Genomic DNA, 16,876 nt, shown 5'->3' with positions numbered 1-16,876 from the left:
TATTTATCACCTAGCAAACTTATGACGAAGCATCCATTAAACGATAGCCATGTCACCTTTGCTTTGTAACCAAGTTTTACGATCACCACTGCGCTTTTTAGAGAGCAACATATCCATTATTTCCATCGTTTCACTATGCTCGTCAACGGTCAATTGTACTAATCGTCGAGTATTCGGATCCATTGTCGTTTCACGTAATTGTGGAGGGTTCATTTCCCCCAACCCTTTGAAGCGTTGCACATTCACTTTACCACGCTTTTTCTCAGCCTCAATTCGGTCTAAAATGCCATCTTTTTCCGCTTCGTCCAATGCATAGTAAACTTCTTTTCCAATATCAATGCGATAGAGTGGTGGCATAGCAACATATACATGGCCAGCTTGGACTAAAGATAAAAAGTGTTGAGTAAATAAGGCGCACAGTAAGGTAGCAATATGCAGTCCATCAGAATCGGCATCCGCTAAGATACAAATTTTACCATAACGTAATTCAGATAAATCGTCACTGTCAGGGTCAATACCTAAAGCGACAGAAATATCATGCACCTCTTGGGAAGCAAGTATTTGGCCTGAATCGACTTCCCAGGTATTTAGAATTTTACCTCTCAATGGCATTATCGCCTGAAATTCTCTGTCTCTTGCTTGTTTCGCACTACCGCCAGCAGAGTCACCTTCCACTAAAAATAATTCGGTGCGAGCTAAATCTTGGCTACCACAATCAGTTAATTTACCAGGTAAAGCAGGTCCTTGCGTGATTTTTTTACGCACTACTTTTTTGCTAGCTCGCATGCGTTTTTGTGCGTTGTTGATACAAAAATCAGCTAAGAGTTCAGCTTTATCTGTATGCTCATTTAACCATAAGCTAAAAGCATCTTTTACCACGCCAGTGACAAAAGCGGCACATTGACGTGACGATAATCGCTCTTTAGTTTGCCCAGCAAATTGTGGGTCTTGCATCTTAATAGATAAAATATAACTACATTTATCCCATATATCGTCAGGCGTAAGTTTAACACCGCGCGGGATTAAGTTTCTAAACTCACAAAATTCACGCATAGATTCAAGCAAACCTTGGCGCAGGCCATTTACATGGGTACCACCAGCAATCGTAGGGATTAAATTAACGTAACTTTCCCCGATACTTTCTCCGCCCTCAGGTAGCCAAGTAACGGCCCAATCAGCCGCTTCATGTTGTGACGTAAAACTCCCGACAAAAGGCTCTTCTGGTAAGGATACATAGTCTTTTACAGTATCTTTTAAATAATCTGTGAGCCCATCGTCATAACACCACTGATATTTTTTATCTTCATTTTTATCATGAAATTTAATGGTTAAGCCCGGACATAATACGGCTTTGGCTTTCAATAAATGAGTAAGGTGACGGACCGAAAATTTTGCGGTATCAAAATAGCTAGCATCAGGCCAAAATTTAACACTTGTACCCGTGTTTCGTTTTCCTACTGTGCCTGTTTCTCTTAGCTCTTCAACTTTTTCACCATTTTCAAATGCCATTTCAAAGACTTTGCTATCTCGTCTAACACTGACATCAACACGGGTAGATAAGGCATTAACCACTGAAATACCAACACCATGCAAACCACCAGAGAACTGGTAGCTTTTATTAGAAAACTTACCACCTGCATGCAACTTACAAAAGATGAGTTCTACCCCTGACAATCCCTCTTCTGGGTGAATATCGGTTGGCATACCACGACCATCATCTATAATTTCAAGTGACTGATCTTTTTCTAAAATAACCGTAATATTTTGTGCATGACCAGCAAGTGCTTCATCCACCGAGTTATCAATAACCTCTTGACCTAAATGATTAGGTCTTGTGGTATCGGTATACATGCCTGGGCGTCGCCGAACGGGCTCTAAACCACTTAGTACTTCAATGGAGTCGGAATTGTATTGATCGGTCATTTGAAACTCAATTTAATTGCAGTTAAAAGGTGTAGGCATTAGCGCTTGTATATTGCACCTGGCTAATTTCATTTGTTGTATACCAGCCTAACTCATATATTTATCACTCAATGAGCATTAATTCATTTGGTATTATCTAGTTGAAAAAAGTCACTGATGGTGGGTAAGCAATTATCAAAGTTGATAAAGCTATGGTCACCACCTTCTTGAACTATTAATCGACAATGTTGATATTTTTCCACAGCTTGTTGGTAATTTAACACTTCATCGCCTGTTTGTACCATAACTAGGTAATTATTTTTTTTATTACAATCAATTGCAGGTGCAGTTTGCTCAAGCCCTTTCAGTTGCTGCATATGATCCTCAGTCACTTGGTATACTTCCTCTGTATAAGGATTAACTTGCTCACCAATATACTCTTGTAATAATTTATAAGGTGCAATCGCCGGATTCACCAATACCGCTAAACAGTTATATTTTTTCGCTAGATAACCTGCGAAATAGCCACCTAATGAAGAACCGATTAAACACCATTGTGTATTTACCACTTGTGTTTCAATGATCTGCTCTAATTGACTAATTGCTTTCGATGGCGTTGTTGCTAATTGCGGACAATAAAAACCAACATCAGGAAAGTTATTAGCAATGTACTCACGAGTTTGCTCTGCTTTTAACGATAATGGAGATGAGTTAAAACCATGAATATGAAGGATGTTTTTTTTCATCATTATACTTTTCTAATTATAAAATAGCGACTCTGTTACAAAGGAGGTAACTATGTATTTATTATAGTAATGTTATACTTAACTATTTATAAAATAACAACATTAGTGTTTAATTCACCATCAGAGCCTAACTGAAAAACTCTATAACCGGGTCCTTTCGATAAAGCAGCTACGCCTTCCACATTAGGATCAAATTGGATTGACGTTGCAGGACAAGTATATAAAGTAACTGGCTCATTTAATGGGTTCGATATAGGCTTTGTCAGTGTCATATCACCATGAACATGCCCACAAGCAATCGCTTTTATATTGCTATAAGCATTAATAACTTGCCAAAAAGCATCTTTATTTTCCAACCCATGATTATCTATAAAATAACCAACATCAATGGGGTGATGATGCATCATAAGTAACTGGCTTTTATTTTTTTTGATAGCTGATTGCAATGTCTCAAATGCATGTTCAGTCACATATCCAGCTGGAGTTTCGCTTTTACTATTAACAAGTTGAATTTGCCAATGTGGTAAATTTATTTCTTTGTCGCTTTGAAAGGGCGATACTGAAAAATATTTAGCAAGTAACTCGGGGTCATCATGATTACCGGCCAAATAATAAATAGGCACGCTAATTTGGCATTCCTGCACGCAATCTACAAAATTTTGGTATGACTGCTCACTATGATCTTGAGTCAAATCCCCAGTAAAGACAATAAACTTTATCGTCGGGTTATCGTAAATACTATGTAAAACCTTTTTAAGGTTTTTGAAGACATTATGCCCATGATGTAAGCCATCCACTGAAGAAAATAAGTGGCTATCCGTTATTTGTGCAAACACGACAGCTTGGTTATTTAAAAAATGAGAATCTGTTATGGTCATACATTAATACTTTATAAATTAAGTCTGTAAAGATTTATACGTAACAAATTACGAGTGCAGCTCAACATTCACTTGCCCTAAGCGCAAACATAGGTGTAACCATTCATTTAAAAACTGATTAATTTGTTGCTTTTCATCTTGCTGATGCATTTGACTATTAGGATAATCGTAACGTGGTTTTACTTGTCTGATATCTTGCGTTGCAAGAACTTCTGCCATTCGAGCATCATGGTATAAACGAATAGTCATGCGCGGATGCAAAGCGGTGGCAACAATACCTGGAATATTTTTAAAAGATAAACTTAAACTATCTTGCTCAAAACTGATCACAGTCGTATATCGTGTCACCTCTTTTATGGTGACGCTATAAGAAAGGAAGTCACTAATAAAAAAGTTTCGTATCTCGCCTAACGCACTTTTACAAGCTAATATTTTTTGCAGTAACATGTAATTATTGGCACACAAGGTCATCAAACTAACGAGGTTAGGTTGGTAACTTTTTCTATCAGCGTTATTAAGTCTTTTTTTAGGAAAAAAGCTCATTTATGCCTCTTAACTGCCATTTTAACTCCTCATATATTGAACAATAAGACTTTTTGAACTAAGTCCTTGCTCACCAATATCTTTAAAGTAATTACTTTTAGAGCTGAAGCTATTTAGTAAAGGGACTTTAAAGCGATAACGATTGATAATTCAATGCTAGCCATTGTAACCCGATAATAGTGGCTGCGTTAGTAATTTTACCTTGAGACAAAAGCTCCATGGCATGAGTTCGACTAACAAGGTGCAATAAGATATCTTCGTTTTCTTCCGGCAAACCATGAGTCGCGCCCTCTATGACTAGCTCACTATCAAAATGCGCTAAATACAAATGAATCCGCTCACTCATCCCTCCTGGGCTAGAAAGGTATTCCATAATAGGTACTAAATTTTCTGCACTAAGGGTTAAATCTGTCTCCTCTTTAGCTTCTCTAATAGCGACTTCAACTGGGGATTCATTATCATCGAACATACCGGCAATAAACTCTAATAACCAAGGACTATCTTCACCTCTTATTGCCCCAGCTCTAAACTGTTCGATCAATAATACTGTATCTCGTCTTGCATCGTAGGGCATTACGACAACCGCATCACCACGTTCAAAGACTTCTCGGGTAAAGACCTGACTTTGCTCCCCTGAAAAAAGTTTATGCTGCAGTGAATACTCATTCATTTTGAAAAAGCCATGATATTTTGTTACCACTGAGTGCACTGAGACTTGTTCATTATCAAATTCTTGCATAGCTACGGCGTTATTTTTATTACTTTTCATCAAGCATCTCTTTTTAATAATAATTTGTTACACTAGTAAACAGTTATTTTATTTGGTTAATTTGAAAATCCATGTAGGATACTCTACCAGCGAATATCAATAAATATAGAATAAGAGTAATACACCCAAGGAATTCCTTACTCATGAATAAAACACTAAGCACACTAATTATAGCGATAACTACTGCCATTAGTAGTACACAAGCCCAAGCTGACGATTTACTTAGCGTTTATCAACAGGCTTTATTAAACGATCCTGTGGTACTTAAATCACAAGCTCAATTTATGATAGTAAAAGAAGATATTGTACAAGCACGTTCAGCTTTACTACCTCAAATTTCAGCTAATGGTGGTTACTCAATAGGCGAACAAGAGTTTGTGGGTACAGATAATACTTCAATTATCAACCAAGAGTCTGATAGCTTAACGTATGGCGCTAGCTTAAATATGCAGCTTTATCATCACGATAGCTGGTTACGCCTTAATAATGCAGAAAAAGCAGCCCATCAAAGTGATTTAACTTACCAAGTGGCGAAACAAGATTTAATTACTCGTGTTACCAAAGCATACTTTGATTTACTCAGTACTAAAGATGATCTTGTTTTTGCTACGGCCGAAAAAGATGCCATTGCTCGTCAACTTGAGCAAACCAAACAACGTTTTTCAGTGGGTCTAACCGCTATTACTGATGTTTATGAAGCACAAGCACAGTTTGACAGTGCGGTAACTGAAGAAATTCGTGCGGAAAATGCAATTTATCAAGCCGAAGAAGAATTGCGAGTTATCACAAATGCTTACCCTAAAAACGTTAGCATATTAAATACTGAACGCTTTAGTACCAGTACCCCTATACCAAATAGCGCTGATGAATGGCAAGTTACTGCAGAAGCAAAAAACCTAGATTTAATTACCGCTAAAGTTGGTATCGATATAGCACAAGATAATATTGATATTGCCCGTGCAGGCCATTATCCTACATTAGACTTTGGTGCCAACTACAATGGCAAAGATGAAGAGCAAACAATTGGCAGCGCAGCCTCAGTTGACTTACCTGGCGTCAACGGTTACTCAGTAGGCGTTCAGTTAAATGTGCCAATTTATTCTGGTGGTGCTATTCAAAGCTCTGTACGCAAAGCCCAGAATAGCTTTGTACTTGCTAGCCAAGACTTATCGTTAACCCATCGTACTGTTGTTCGCACAACCCGTAATGCCTACAATACGGTCATTGCTGGTATTTCAGCTATCAAAGCGCTTGAACAGTCGGTATTAAGTGCTCAAAAAGCATTAGAAGCAACTGAAGCAGGTTTTGAAGTGGGTACTCGTACGATTGTTGATGTATTAGATAGCACACGTAATTTATATAATGCTAAACGTAATTTATCATCAACACGATATGGTTATATTCAAAATGTTTTATTATTAAAACGTGCTGCTGGTACAATCACTGATGCAGATATAAATGCGATTAACTCTGGGTTAATGGCCGCTAATTAATCGTTTATAACTCATTGTTGACAATAAAAATGACAAGCAGCGTTCAACGTTACTTGTCATTTTTTTATAATACTTCCCTCTGAAACGTTATATTATTTACATCAAACCTCTAAAAAACGTTACCAACTCTTTTGCTTCTCTCTCAACTGAATAGTGCTCTAACACTCGCTCACGGCCAGCACGCCCCATTTTTGTGAGCTTTTCTTCATCAGCGAGTAATAATGACATTTTTTCTGTAACAGCGGTTAAATCATTAATAGGCACGACATACCCATCAACACCTTGACGCACAACTTCAGGCCAAGCCCCTGCTTCACTAGCCAAAACTGCTGCACCACTGCTCATGGCTTCTAAAATAGTTAAACCAAAACCTTCATTTTCACTCAAGGCAACCACCAATGACAAACTGCTAAATATTTTAGGAATGTCAGCAAAGTTTTGTTCTCCTGCGAAAACAATACGTTCACTTAAGCCTGCTTGGGCAACTTTATCTTGTAACTCCTTCACAAAGGCTTCGTTACTTGATGATATAGAGCCAACAATCACCGCAGTATAATCAGGCTTATCTTTTAAGGTCTCAATACAGGACTCAACAAATAAATGCACGCCTTTTTGCTTACGAACTCGCCCCAATATCGCAATGCCTTTCTTAGCTTTAACCGCATCAACAGGTAGTAAACCTAACGATTGCCACGCTTGTTCTTTGTCTGTTGCAGGCAGGTAAACATCAGTTTTAACTCCGTGATAGATAATAGCATCAGGTTTTCGGTGTAAATAACTTGCTGAAGCTTTACACATAGCAAGCACGGCATCCATTCTATCCGTTAACCATAATGTAAAACCCGAACGGTAACGCTGAGCAGCACTACTAAAAACAATTTTTAATTTAACGCGAAATATATGTTTTAATATAAGAGCTTGGATCATCTCATCAACACGACGGGCATGAAAAATTCTGAATTTACCCGCAGATAGTGGCTTTCTCGCTAAACTAGCAACTTGCCAAAAGCTAATCGAAAGTGACTCATCAGGTAAATGATGTTTACCCATCACCCGTAGATTAATCAAACTTTGTTCGTGGGACAAAACTTGTAACATAGTAGAAGTTACGCCAGAAAAGTTAGAATTTGAATTGCCAATGATTAATTCAACTTCGTGTTCATTGACGACATTTTTTTCTTTTTGCACCATAACGACCAGCAATTTATAGTATATAAAATAATATTCCCCATTCTACTTGAAAGCTGATAATAAGTTAATTGCCTATTTAAAAGTAACTTAGGTATAATCATCAACCTAATTATTCCTCAGAGAGAACACTGTGAGTAGCAATAAAGTTTTACAGCCTGACTTTAAATTATCATTTTTATTACCCAAATATTGGCTTACATGGGTAGGCGTTTTTATTCTTTACACTATTTCATGGCTACCGTTCAAACTGCAGCTGTTTATGGGACGTATGCTTGGACGATTATTAATGAAACTGGGCTCTAAGCGAAAACATGTGGCCTTAACGAACCTTAGATTATGTTTTCCCGAAAAAAGTGAAGATGAACTACAAATATTACTGAAAAAAAACTTTGAAAATACCGGCATTGCTCTCTTTGAAACGGGTATGGGCTGGTGGTGGCCTGATTGGCGAGTAAAACGAAAATTTAAAGTAAAAGGCTTAGAGCACCTTGAGAAAGCCCGTCGAGAAGGGAATGGGGTTTTACTGCTTGCAATGCATTATTTAAGTGTCGAAATGAACGCAAGAGGTGTTGGCTACGGACATCCTATGGTCGTTTTTTACCGACCGCATAACAATCAATTGATGGAGTTCTTTCAGTTCAGGGGACGAGGTCGTTCAAATAAGTACATGTTAGGAAAACGTGATGTTAAAGGTTTGATGAAAGCACTTAGGGATGGCGAAGCGTGCATTTACTTACCCGATCAAGATTATGGGCGAAACCGGAGTGTTTTCGTACCATTTTTTGGAGTTAAAGATGCGGCAACAACAACGGGTACTTTGATCTTTGCCCGACAGAAAAATGTTGAAACTATGATGATTATCCCAGTGAGAAATGACGACGGTAGTGGTTATACTTTAGAAATTATGCCGCCATTAGAGGATTTCCCAACCAAAGATAATATTGCGGATGTTACCCGTATTAATCAAGAATTAGAAAAAGCAATATCGCGCAAACCTGAACAATACATGTGGCTGCATAGGCGTTTTAAAACAAGACCTAATCCCGACGATGTCTCTTTATATAAATAACATTAACACCATTTTGGCATATGAGTATTGAATTAGTTTACTAAACGTTCCAAATTTGTAGGGTGTTAAGCATTTAACTTTAAAGGGAATATTTGAATAATTATTATTCTTTGCGTACAGTAGACTATGGTTCCCTATAATCACAGTAATAATAAAGGTATTAATTAATCAATGAACTTTTGGCTACGAAATACTATTTTAGGAGTTTTTCTTGCAGTACTGGCTTGGTTGTTTTTTGCCAATCAAGACTTTTTGCTTTCTCTTGATGGTTCTTTAGGTAACGTTGAAGATAGCACTGTAAAAACCACTGAAACAGTTGTTGACGCTGTGCCAAAAGAGGTTGAAGTTGAGAGTAAAACGACGCTTTACCAACAAGGTAGAAGCTCAAGTAATCCTGCAGCAGTTGGCCTGTCAAAATTTTATGCGAATTTACACGGTGATATGGGTGGCAATGGACCTAAAATTCGTAATAACATTGTTTACCTTCCTGACCCTAAAGGCGATTTAGCGAAGATATTACAAGCCAGAGAAATGATCGTTCGTCCATATAATAAAAACTGGCAAGGCAGTATTGAATCTAGGCCTTTCAGAAAAGGAGAAACTCTGAATCAAAAGCTAGTTGAATATTCTGAAAAAGATGGTATTGAGTTAATTTGGTGGTTAAACCGGGACTACGTTGTAAAAGACCCATTTCGTATTGAAAAAGACATATTACAAACTACTTACCAAGTAGCAAAAGCAATAGAAGGACATTTTGAATCAGGTCTTTCTATTTTCTTTTGTCACCGTCAACGCGCAATTGTAGTGATAGAAAGTGCTCCCCAGCTTTTCTTAGATGAGGAGTGTATTTCACTCGCGAGTGAAAACCCCTATTAACTCAGCTTAATAGCTGGGTCATTCGATAACCACTTTTAGCTATCAAGCAAGTGTTTTTTCCAAATACTTTCAATATCGCCCTGCCCTGCTACTTTTTGAAGATCAATTAATTGCCCAGCATTTTGCATTGCCGCTTGGTGCCCTAATGCCCTTAATTTTTGATACATATTACTTAATTGCTGTTGTTTTGCTTTTTCAAGTAACCCCAACTTCAATAAGGCTTTAAAGATACCCAAATTATCACAAACAAGCATCAATTCTCTATACTGATTAGCATTAGCAAGTACCAAAAACTGCGCAAGAAACTCAATATCAACTAGACCTCCCTCACCTTGCTTAATATCAAAAAGTGATTCAGTTGATTTATCAAGGTGATTACGCATTTTTTCTCGCATAGTTACAATATCGTTTTTAAGCTCGATAAGTTCTCTAGGTTTTGACAAAACATCCTGCCTTACATTCAGGTACTGCTGCTTAAGCTCATCATTACCAAAAATCATTCTGGCTCTAACTAACGCTTGATGCTCCCATGTCCAAGCATCTTCATGTTGATACTGGGCAAACGTTTTTAAATGTACAACCAATAAACCAGAGTTACCTGAAGGTCTTAAACGCATATCTAACTCATATAGTATGCCGCTATTCATGCGGGTATTGAATATATGCATAATTCGCTGGGCTAATTTCATATAAAATTGGCTTGCTGGAATGACTTTACTGCCATCAGCCCTTCCCGTGGTATCTTCATTTGCCTCACTATGATGGACAAAGACAAGATCTAAATCTGAGCTGTAACCTAACTCGACCCCACCCGTCTTACCGTATGCAATAACCCCAAAACCTTTTTCTTTTTTACCGTCTAAGCACGAAGTTGGTACACCAAAACGCTCACTAACCTGCTGCCATGCCAGATTTATCACTTCTTCCACAATAGCTTCAGCCAAGGATGTTAAATGTTCGCTGATTTTTGCTACAGGTAAGACATCCGCTATTTCAGCAGCAGCAATACGTAATTGCTGAGATTGTTTAAACTGACGTAGAGCTTCCATCTGTGCTTCAAGATCTTCCTCTGGAATTCTTAACATTCGCTCACGTAATTCAACCGCATAAGATGAAAGTTGCGGTGGGTTATGTAGTAACTTTGGATCAATAAGCTCATCAAGCAAAATGGGGTATTTGGCAATATAATCAGTTACCCAACTACTTGCTTGGCATAAGTGAATAAGTTGTTTTAACGCGCCTTCATTTTCAAAGAGCAACTCGAGATAAGCGGTACGAGTCACTATTTTACTAAAAACTTGTAAGACTCTGGGTATAACTTGCTCTGCCATTTCATTTGTCTGTAATCGACATAACAACAGCGGGATCAATTTATCTAAAACCTGACGACCTCTGTTACCTAGACTGCGCTTAGAGGTATCTTCTCTAAAGTCATGCAATATTTGCCAAACCTTTTCACTTTGCCAAGTTTGTGCTTCTTGTTCTAACCACGCAATAGACTCTTCATCACTCCAACGACTGTGCCAAAGCGTTACCCAGTGCTCATCAGCTGCTTGATGGTTAGGACTATCCAAGCCAATAAGCTGATCAAACTCTTGGTGTACACCGTCCATATGCGTCGCTAAGATGGTCAAAAATTCTGGCCACGTTTTAATAGCAAGTACCGCTAATAGTCTTTGTTGATCAATTTCTCTGTCTGGTAGCGTTTGTGTTTGTTTGTCTGCTAATGCTTGAATGATATTTTCTACTCGTCGCAAAAAAAGGTAAGCGTTTTCCAACACTTCTTTATTTGCTGCATTAATTTCCCCAGACTCAACCAATTTTGGCAATACCATTAATAAACTGCGCTGCTGAAGTTCTTTCACCCGCCCACCGCGGATTAATTGAAAAACTTGTACGATAAATTCAATTTCACGAATACCGCCAGCGCCAAGTTTAATATTATTAATTAATTGTTTACGGCGAACCTCTTGCGCAATCATCATTTTCATACGACGCAAACTATCAATCACACTAAAATCGATATAACGACGGTAAACAAAAGGTCTGAGCATGCTTGATAATTGCTCATGGTATTTAGATTCACCTATCACTCTGGCTTTCAACATGGCATAGCGTTCCCAATCACGGCCCTGTTCTTGGTAATAATCTTCCATAGCATTAAATGTGAGAACCAGTGGACCGCTATCACCAAAAGGGCGTAATCGCATATCTACACGATAAACAAAACCATCACTGGTTACTTGATGCAATGAGGCAATGAGTTTTTGTGCTAAACGTATAAAGAATTGCTGGTTATCAATACTACGTCGACAACCTATGGTTTCTCCACTTTCAGGATAGGTAAAGATTAAATCTATGTCAGAAGAAAAGTTTAGCTCCTTGCCACCAAGTTTCCCCATACCATAAACGAGTAAAACTTGATGTTCCCCTTGCTCATTGGTCGGAGTACCCCACTTCTGCTGACAAAAATCAGTAAGCCATTGTAAACTTGCTAAAATTAGTTCATCTGCTAATGAGGATAACCTGGCTAATGAGATCTCTAAACTGATACCAAACACTAAGTCATCAAGCGCGATCTTCACCATTTGTTGCAAGCGAAAGCGCCTAAGAAGTCGATGGAGTTGAGCTTCATCAGTACAAGAAGATAACTGCTTAGCCAATAGACGTTTATAATCAGGCAAAACTTCTTCACTTTGTGTCTTAAAAAGTTCAATGACGAGATCTGGTGCTTGTATTGCACTCTTCAAGATAAAGTCACTCAAAGCTATTGCTTGCTTGAATCTAGTGAGCTGAACTTGGGTTAACTCATTACAGACATTAGCATGCTGATCAATAAATTGTTGCCAACTAGTTTGTTGTTGTTCATGTAAAAGTGGAGAAAAAGATAACGTCACAAGAATTCCTTATATAAGCAAGCGTTGCTATAGACATAATATGTCGTTAATGGTATTAATTGACACTTGTCTATGATTTATCGGTAATATTTATTCACTATTACGATAACATAGCATTTTTAAGGAGATGATGGCAGAAATGCGCTTACTAAAAACACCTTTTTTATTGCTCTTGATCATAATTACCACGCTTAGTTTAGTTGGTTGTGGTGACCCTGTAAAAGAGCAAATCGAACAACAATTACCCATAACTGAGCAAAGAGTTGAACAGTTGGGCGATGCCTTAAACAATGGTCAGGTTCGTAATGCGACTTTAATCAAGCAATATGCTGATACAGTTATGGCTAACAAGTCAAACTTAGCCCCTTTGATCACGGAGTTTCGTAAAGATGCTTCTACAGATGGCCCTATGTATAAAGCGCTCTTAGATAGGGTTAATACAGCAAAGAATCAGCCACAAATGTTTGACTCTTCCCAAGCGCTTTATAATGAATTACTCAATATTTACCAAGCAGCAGATCCTGTACTTTACTCTGACGCATTAAGCGATCCACTCAATGTCTTAGCTGATATGTCTGACGGACAACTGCCACGCATTAACTCATTATCAAAATCACAAAGCCAGCAAGCTAACAATGCTCAAGACTTTGGCACCGGTGAGCAATTAATTGGTAACCCCAATTATGGTAGCTGGCAAACGGGTAGCAATGGTATGTCTTTTTGGGCTTGGTATGGCATGTACGCATTGATGGGAGATATGTTTGGTCGACGTACCTATTATAATGATTGGGGAAGGCAACGTAATTATAGTTATTACAATGATTACGGTAGAACACGTTACAGCTCACCTAGTCAATTAAAAAAGCAGACTTCGCTTGATACACGCACTAAAAAATCTTTTAGTAACCGCGGGCAAAAATTTACCAGTCCTTACAGTAAAAACCGAGCTGGCTCTTCAAGCTTATCAAGCCAAAGTAAAACAGCGCAAACCAGTGCCAATCGCTTTCGCAGTAATAGTGTGAAGAAAAGCAGTTACGCCAGTAAATCTAAAAGTAAAAACTCTAGTTTTAGAAACTCAAACACCAATACATCACGCGGTTTTAGACGCGGGAAGTAATGAATAAATAAAGAATAGGAACAGTAAAATTATGAACTCATTCATCGAACTCGCTGGTGTTAATCAAGACTTACTCGTTTATTTGGCCATTGATGTTTCGATAGCCATATTGTTATTAGGGGCTATGCGATTCCTTTCAGGGCTTAGTGCCAAAGTCAATAGTACTCAAGAGTTAGCCAAAGAAGATAATTTCGCTTTTGGCATCAGCGTTGCTGGTAGCGTCTTAGCTTTAGGTATTGTACTGACGGGCGCAATAACTGGCGAAGCCGCAAGTAGTTACATGATGGAGGTTATTGGCATGCTAGCATACGGCGGCTATGGCTTAGTACTGATTAAAGTAGGCCGTATAATCCATGATAAAATAGCATTGCAACACTTAGATAAAAATGCACTCATCATAGAGAAAAATTTGACCATAGGCATTATTGATGCTGCAGGGGCTGTTGCAACAGCGATAATTATCCGTGCTGTATTATTATGGGTCGATGGGCTAGATTTAAGCACCTTTATTGCTATCACGAGTGGCTTTTTTGTAGCACAAACCATGTTAGTCATAGTCACGCGGCTTCGCGAACAACAATATGCTAAAAACAATCAAGAAGATTGCTTACAAGAGGCATTAAGTAATGGTCAACTTGCTTTAGCTATTCGTTATAGTGGCCAAGTCATCAGCACGGCTTTAGCGGTAACTGCTGCAAGTCACTTCTTAACCTATAGCCCTGAAACATTGGTCGTTAATTTATTGGGTTGGTTAGTTTTTGGCATAGGCATGACTTTACTTGTTGCACTGCTTACAGCAATCGCTAAGCGCATTGTACTTTGGGGAATCAACTTAGTAGAAGAAGTTGATCAACAACATAACATAGGTGTTGCCAGCATTGAGATGGCAACAAGCATCGCAATAGCTTTAATCTTAACAGCCCTGATGGCCTAATACAGAACAAACTCACCACCATAGTGTTTACTAGCGCTGGTGGTGAGAATCATTGTAAACCTTCTAACCTCCATAGAATCTCACCTTTAGCTATTTAACTAATTACTAATACTTATGCCACAAAACACTTTACCTAAAGAGAAGTCTCACCTGCTAGACGATATCTTACTCATTCTTACTATGGCTGTATTAGCAGGTTGTGGACTTATTTATGAGTACTTACTATCTCACTATGCCGGTCGAGTGCTGGGTGTGATGGAGAGTACTATCTATACTATGATTGGCTTAATGATAGTCTCAATGGGTCTAGGTGCTTTTGCTGCACGAAAAGTACGTTGTGCTTTTAATGGTTTTGTTTGGCTTGAACTTATTATTGCTTTATTAGGCAGCTCTGCCATTTTGATCATTGGCGGCCTAATTGCTATCACACAAATGTTTCCTCAACTGATTGCTGATATGTTATCACTGCCCCCAGATATGAAACCACAAGGAGGACTTTTTAAAGAGTTAAGTTGGTTGGCGTTTAATAGCCCTTACTTCTTCGGCATATTACTCGGTTTTTTTATTGGCATGGAAATCCCTTTAATTGCTCAAATTCGAGAGAAAATACATCAGCAGCACCTAGCCAATAATTTAGGTACTATCTATGGAGCAGATTATATTGGAGCAGGTATTGGCGCAGCAATTTGGGTTGTGTTTTTACTGAGTATAGACATCAGCAAAGCCGCAGCACTTACTGCAAGTTTAAACCTAGTCGCAGGCACTTTTTTTATCCTTCGTTATTGGCAGCATCTTAATTGGCGAAAAACCTTTGTTGGTTTGCACTGTTCTTTAGCTGTCATCATTATTCTTATGTTTAGTTATGGTAATCAATGGCTTAACCAAATGAATAGCCTACTTTACCTTGATAAAGTGGTTCACACCGATAAAACACGCTATCAACAACTAACCTTTACTGAAAGGCACATGGGTCTTGAACAAGACAATATCATAAATTTTTATTTAAATGGTCGCTTACAGTTTTCTTCGATTGATGAACATATTTACCATGATTACCTCGTTGCTCCTGTCATGGCAGGCTCGGCACGGCATGAAAAAGTGTTAATTATTGGTGGCGGTGATGGTTTAGCACTAAGGGATGTTTTAAAATATAATCCTAAAAGCGTGACATTAATTGATTTAGACAGTGAGCTAATTGATATTTTTAGACAGCCAAAAGAGCAAGTTAATCCGCGTTTAGCACGGCAACTTATCCAGTTAAATAAAAATAGTTTGCAAGATAAGCGTGTCACAATTCATCGCGCTGATGCCTTTATTGCCATCAATGAATTAGTAAAAGACCAGCAATCCTTCGATGCTATTATTGTTGACTTGCCAGACCCAAGCCACCCTGATTTGAATAAGCTCTATTCAGTAAATTTTTATGCTCGGCTTAAATTGTTGCTAGCAGGGGATGGACTGATCGCTATCCAATCAACGAGTCCCTATCATGCTAAAGACTCTTTTATTGCTATTGGTAATACTTTAACTGCAGCGAAATTCTCTCATGTGGAGCAATATCACGATAACGTGCCCAGCTTTGGTGAATGGGGTTGGACCATTGCTTCTAAAAGTGGTGCCAGTCCGTTAACAAGACTAAATAAGCTAACTGAACTACCAATTGCGCATCAATGGTTAAATTTAGCTATATTAAAAGCTGCTTTCATTTTCCCTAATAATTTTTATCAGAACAAAGAGAATATCGGTATTAATATTTTAGGCAGCCACACTATTTATCAATTACATCAAAAAGCTTGGCAAGATCAGCAAGGCTTAAATTAACCCGTTATACCGAGATGAATAGCGAACACAATGACTACAAAGTAACAACAAACAGTAACAATTAGTTTATAAAAACACCTTGACATAATATGTCAGGGTGTTAAATTTAACTCAGACGACATATTATGTCATCTGCTTTTTCACTAAAGAAAGGAAGGATAGGAAATACATGAATATTCATACTATAGCCGATCACTTAAACAGCTTGGCAGATAATTCAGACACAGGAATGAGCTTTGATTGCCAACCAATATCTGGCGAAGTCGACGTCCTGCAAATTAGCATTTCAGATCGTGAAGAGTTACCTATTTTTGTTTCGGTAACCGAAGACCAAATCATTTGCATCAGCTACTTATGGGGAACGGAAGAAGTTAAATCCGAATGTGTTCATGCCATGCATGAGACTATGTTAGAAATGAATATCCCTATGCCGTTGTCATCATTTTCAAAAATTGGTGACAAATATGTTGTCTTTGGCGCTTTATCCGTCAACTCAAGTTTTTCCGATGTAGAGCATGAGTTAGCTGTTTTAAGCAATAATGCCATCGAAGTGATTGATGATATGAGTGATTACTTACTTTAGTTTTAAGTTAGTAAAGTCACCTTTAATTATCCCCTAAATGGGAATGAGTGGAGTTAA

General features: G+C 38.2%; 14 protein-coding genes. 7 read left to right on the top strand and 7 right to left on the bottom strand.

Features of this window, described 5'->3' with window-relative positions; genetic code table 11:
• Positions 1-36: 36 nt before the first annotated feature.
• From parE to ND2E_RS19615, 5 genes are all read right to left on the bottom strand, one after another.
• Positions 37-1,923: a DNA topoisomerase IV subunit B gene (gene parE / locus ND2E_RS19595; protein WP_033092086.1), complete on the bottom strand. Its 1,887-nt coding sequence runs from the start codon at positions 1,921-1,923 to the stop codon at positions 37-39.
• A 122-nt stretch (positions 1,924-2,045) separates the two neighbouring features.
• On the bottom strand, positions 2,046-2,651 hold the full coding sequence (locus tag ND2E_RS19600; protein ID WP_223303503.1) for a YqiA/YcfP family alpha/beta fold hydrolase: 606 nt from the start codon (positions 2,649-2,651) through the stop codon (positions 2,046-2,048).
• Between the two features lie 83 nt (positions 2,652-2,734).
• Complete coding sequence (locus tag ND2E_RS19605; protein ID WP_033092084.1) at positions 2,735-3,526, bottom strand: metallophosphoesterase; 792 nt, start codon at positions 3,524-3,526, stop codon at positions 2,735-2,737.
• A gap of 48 nt (positions 3,527-3,574) precedes the next feature.
• Entirely contained in the window at positions 3,575-4,069 is a 495-nt protein-coding gene (locus tag ND2E_RS19610) for a DUF1249 domain-containing protein (protein WP_052056179.1), read from the bottom strand.
• A gap of 127 nt (positions 4,070-4,196) precedes the next feature.
• The gene (locus ND2E_RS19615) at positions 4,197-4,838 is read right to left on the bottom strand and encodes an NUDIX domain-containing protein (RefSeq protein ID WP_033092083.1); all 642 of its coding nucleotides are present in this window, start codon (positions 4,836-4,838) and stop codon (positions 4,197-4,199) included.
• Positions 4,839-4,981: 143 nt separating this feature from the next.
• Between ND2E_RS19615 and tolC the strand changes: the two genes are divergently transcribed.
• Positions 4,982-6,331 (top strand): outer membrane channel protein TolC, encoded by a 1,350-nt coding sequence (gene tolC / locus ND2E_RS19620; protein WP_033092082.1) that lies wholly within the window; start codon positions 4,982-4,984, stop codon positions 6,329-6,331.
• A gap of 96 nt (positions 6,332-6,427) precedes the next feature.
• Here tolC and ND2E_RS19625 read toward each other — a convergent pair whose 3' ends face one another.
• Positions 6,428-7,522, bottom strand: a complete 1,095-nt coding sequence (locus ND2E_RS19625) for a glycosyltransferase family 4 protein (protein WP_033092081.1) — start codon at positions 7,520-7,522, stop codon at positions 6,428-6,430.
• 130 nt (positions 7,523-7,652) lie between these two features.
• Here ND2E_RS19625 and lpxL point away from each other — a divergent pair, with 130 nt between their 5' ends.
• Together lpxL and ND2E_RS19635 are read left to right on the top strand one after the other, a co-directional pair.
• Positions 7,653-8,591 (top strand): LpxL/LpxP family Kdo(2)-lipid IV(A) lauroyl/palmitoleoyl acyltransferase, encoded by a 939-nt coding sequence (gene lpxL / locus ND2E_RS19630; RefSeq protein WP_033092080.1) that lies wholly within the window; start codon positions 7,653-7,655, stop codon positions 8,589-8,591.
• A gap of 171 nt (positions 8,592-8,762) precedes the next feature.
• Complete coding sequence (locus ND2E_RS19635; RefSeq protein WP_033092079.1) at positions 8,763-9,467, top strand: TcpQ domain-containing protein; 705 nt, start codon at positions 8,763-8,765, stop codon at positions 9,465-9,467.
• A 35-nt stretch (positions 9,468-9,502) separates the two neighbouring features.
• On the opposite strand, the gene glnE is transcribed toward ND2E_RS19635, so the two are convergent.
• A complete protein-coding gene (gene glnE, locus ND2E_RS19640; RefSeq protein WP_033092078.1) occupies positions 9,503-12,364 on the bottom strand; it encodes a bifunctional [glutamate--ammonia ligase]-adenylyl-L-tyrosine phosphorylase/[glutamate--ammonia-ligase] adenylyltransferase in 2,862 nt (953 codons plus the stop codon).
• A 139-nt stretch (positions 12,365-12,503) separates the two neighbouring features.
• Here glnE and ND2E_RS19645 point away from each other — a divergent pair, with 139 nt between their 5' ends.
• The 4 genes from ND2E_RS19645 (at position 12,504) to ND2E_RS19660 (ending at position 16,819) form a co-directional block, all read left to right on the top strand.
• Positions 12,504-13,481: a hypothetical protein gene (locus tag ND2E_RS19645; protein WP_033092216.1), complete on the top strand. Its 978-nt coding sequence runs from the start codon at positions 12,504-12,506 to the stop codon at positions 13,479-13,481.
• A gap of 31 nt (positions 13,482-13,512) precedes the next feature.
• On the top strand, positions 13,513-14,415 hold the full coding sequence (locus ND2E_RS19650; protein WP_033092077.1) for a DUF350 domain-containing protein: 903 nt from the start codon (positions 13,513-13,515) through the stop codon (positions 14,413-14,415).
• Between the two features lie 114 nt (positions 14,416-14,529).
• Positions 14,530-16,236, top strand: a complete 1,707-nt coding sequence (locus tag ND2E_RS19655) for a polyamine aminopropyltransferase (protein ID WP_033092076.1) — start codon at positions 14,530-14,532, stop codon at positions 16,234-16,236.
• A gap of 169 nt (positions 16,237-16,405) precedes the next feature.
• Positions 16,406-16,819 (top strand): YjfI family protein, encoded by a 414-nt coding sequence (locus ND2E_RS19660; RefSeq protein ID WP_033092075.1) that lies wholly within the window; start codon positions 16,406-16,408, stop codon positions 16,817-16,819.
• The last annotated feature ends 57 nt before the right edge of the window (positions 16,820-16,876 follow it).

This window comes from Colwellia psychrerythraea (assembly GCF_000764225.1).
Lineage (GTDB): Bacteria > Pseudomonadota > Gammaproteobacteria > Enterobacterales > Alteromonadaceae > Colwellia > Colwellia psychrerythraea_D.
The sequence above is the reverse complement of the archived record's forward strand: the minus strand, read 5'-3'. Positions and strand labels throughout refer to the sequence as shown.

Excerpts from the sequence above, each read along its gene's own strand:
- ND2E_RS19645 (WP_033092216.1), top strand. The coding sequence starts at position 12,504 with ATGCGCTTACTAAAAACACCTTTTTTATTGCTCTTGATCATAATTACC.
- ND2E_RS19600 (WP_223303503.1), bottom strand. The coding sequence starts at position 2,651 with ATGATGAAAAAAAACATCCTTCATATTCATGGTTTTAACTCATCTCCA.
- ND2E_RS19655 (WP_033092076.1), top strand. The coding sequence starts at position 14,530 with ATGCCACAAAACACTTTACCTAAAGAGAAGTCTCACCTGCTAGACGAT.
- ND2E_RS19660 (WP_033092075.1), top strand. The coding sequence starts at position 16,406 with ATGAATATTCATACTATAGCCGATCACTTAAACAGCTTGGCAGATAAT.
- parE (WP_033092086.1), bottom strand. The coding sequence starts at position 1,923 with ATGACCGATCAATACAATTCCGACTCCATTGAAGTACTAAGTGGTTTA.
- ND2E_RS19610 (WP_052056179.1), bottom strand. The coding sequence starts at position 4,069 with ATGAGCTTTTTTCCTAAAAAAAGACTTAATAACGCTGATAGAAAAAGT.
- ND2E_RS19625 (WP_033092081.1), bottom strand. The coding sequence starts at position 7,522 with ATGGTGCAAAAAGAAAAAAATGTCGTCAATGAACACGAAGTTGAATTA.
- ND2E_RS19605 (WP_033092084.1), bottom strand. The coding sequence starts at position 3,526 with ATGACCATAACAGATTCTCATTTTTTAAATAACCAAGCTGTCGTGTTT.
- tolC (WP_033092082.1), top strand. The coding sequence starts at position 4,982 with ATGAATAAAACACTAAGCACACTAATTATAGCGATAACTACTGCCATT.
- ND2E_RS19635 (WP_033092079.1), top strand. The coding sequence starts at position 8,763 with ATGAACTTTTGGCTACGAAATACTATTTTAGGAGTTTTTCTTGCAGTA.
- ND2E_RS19615 (WP_033092083.1), bottom strand. The coding sequence starts at position 4,838 with ATGAAAAGTAATAAAAATAACGCCGTAGCTATGCAAGAATTTGATAAT.
- ND2E_RS19650 (WP_033092077.1), top strand. The coding sequence starts at position 13,513 with ATGAACTCATTCATCGAACTCGCTGGTGTTAATCAAGACTTACTCGTT.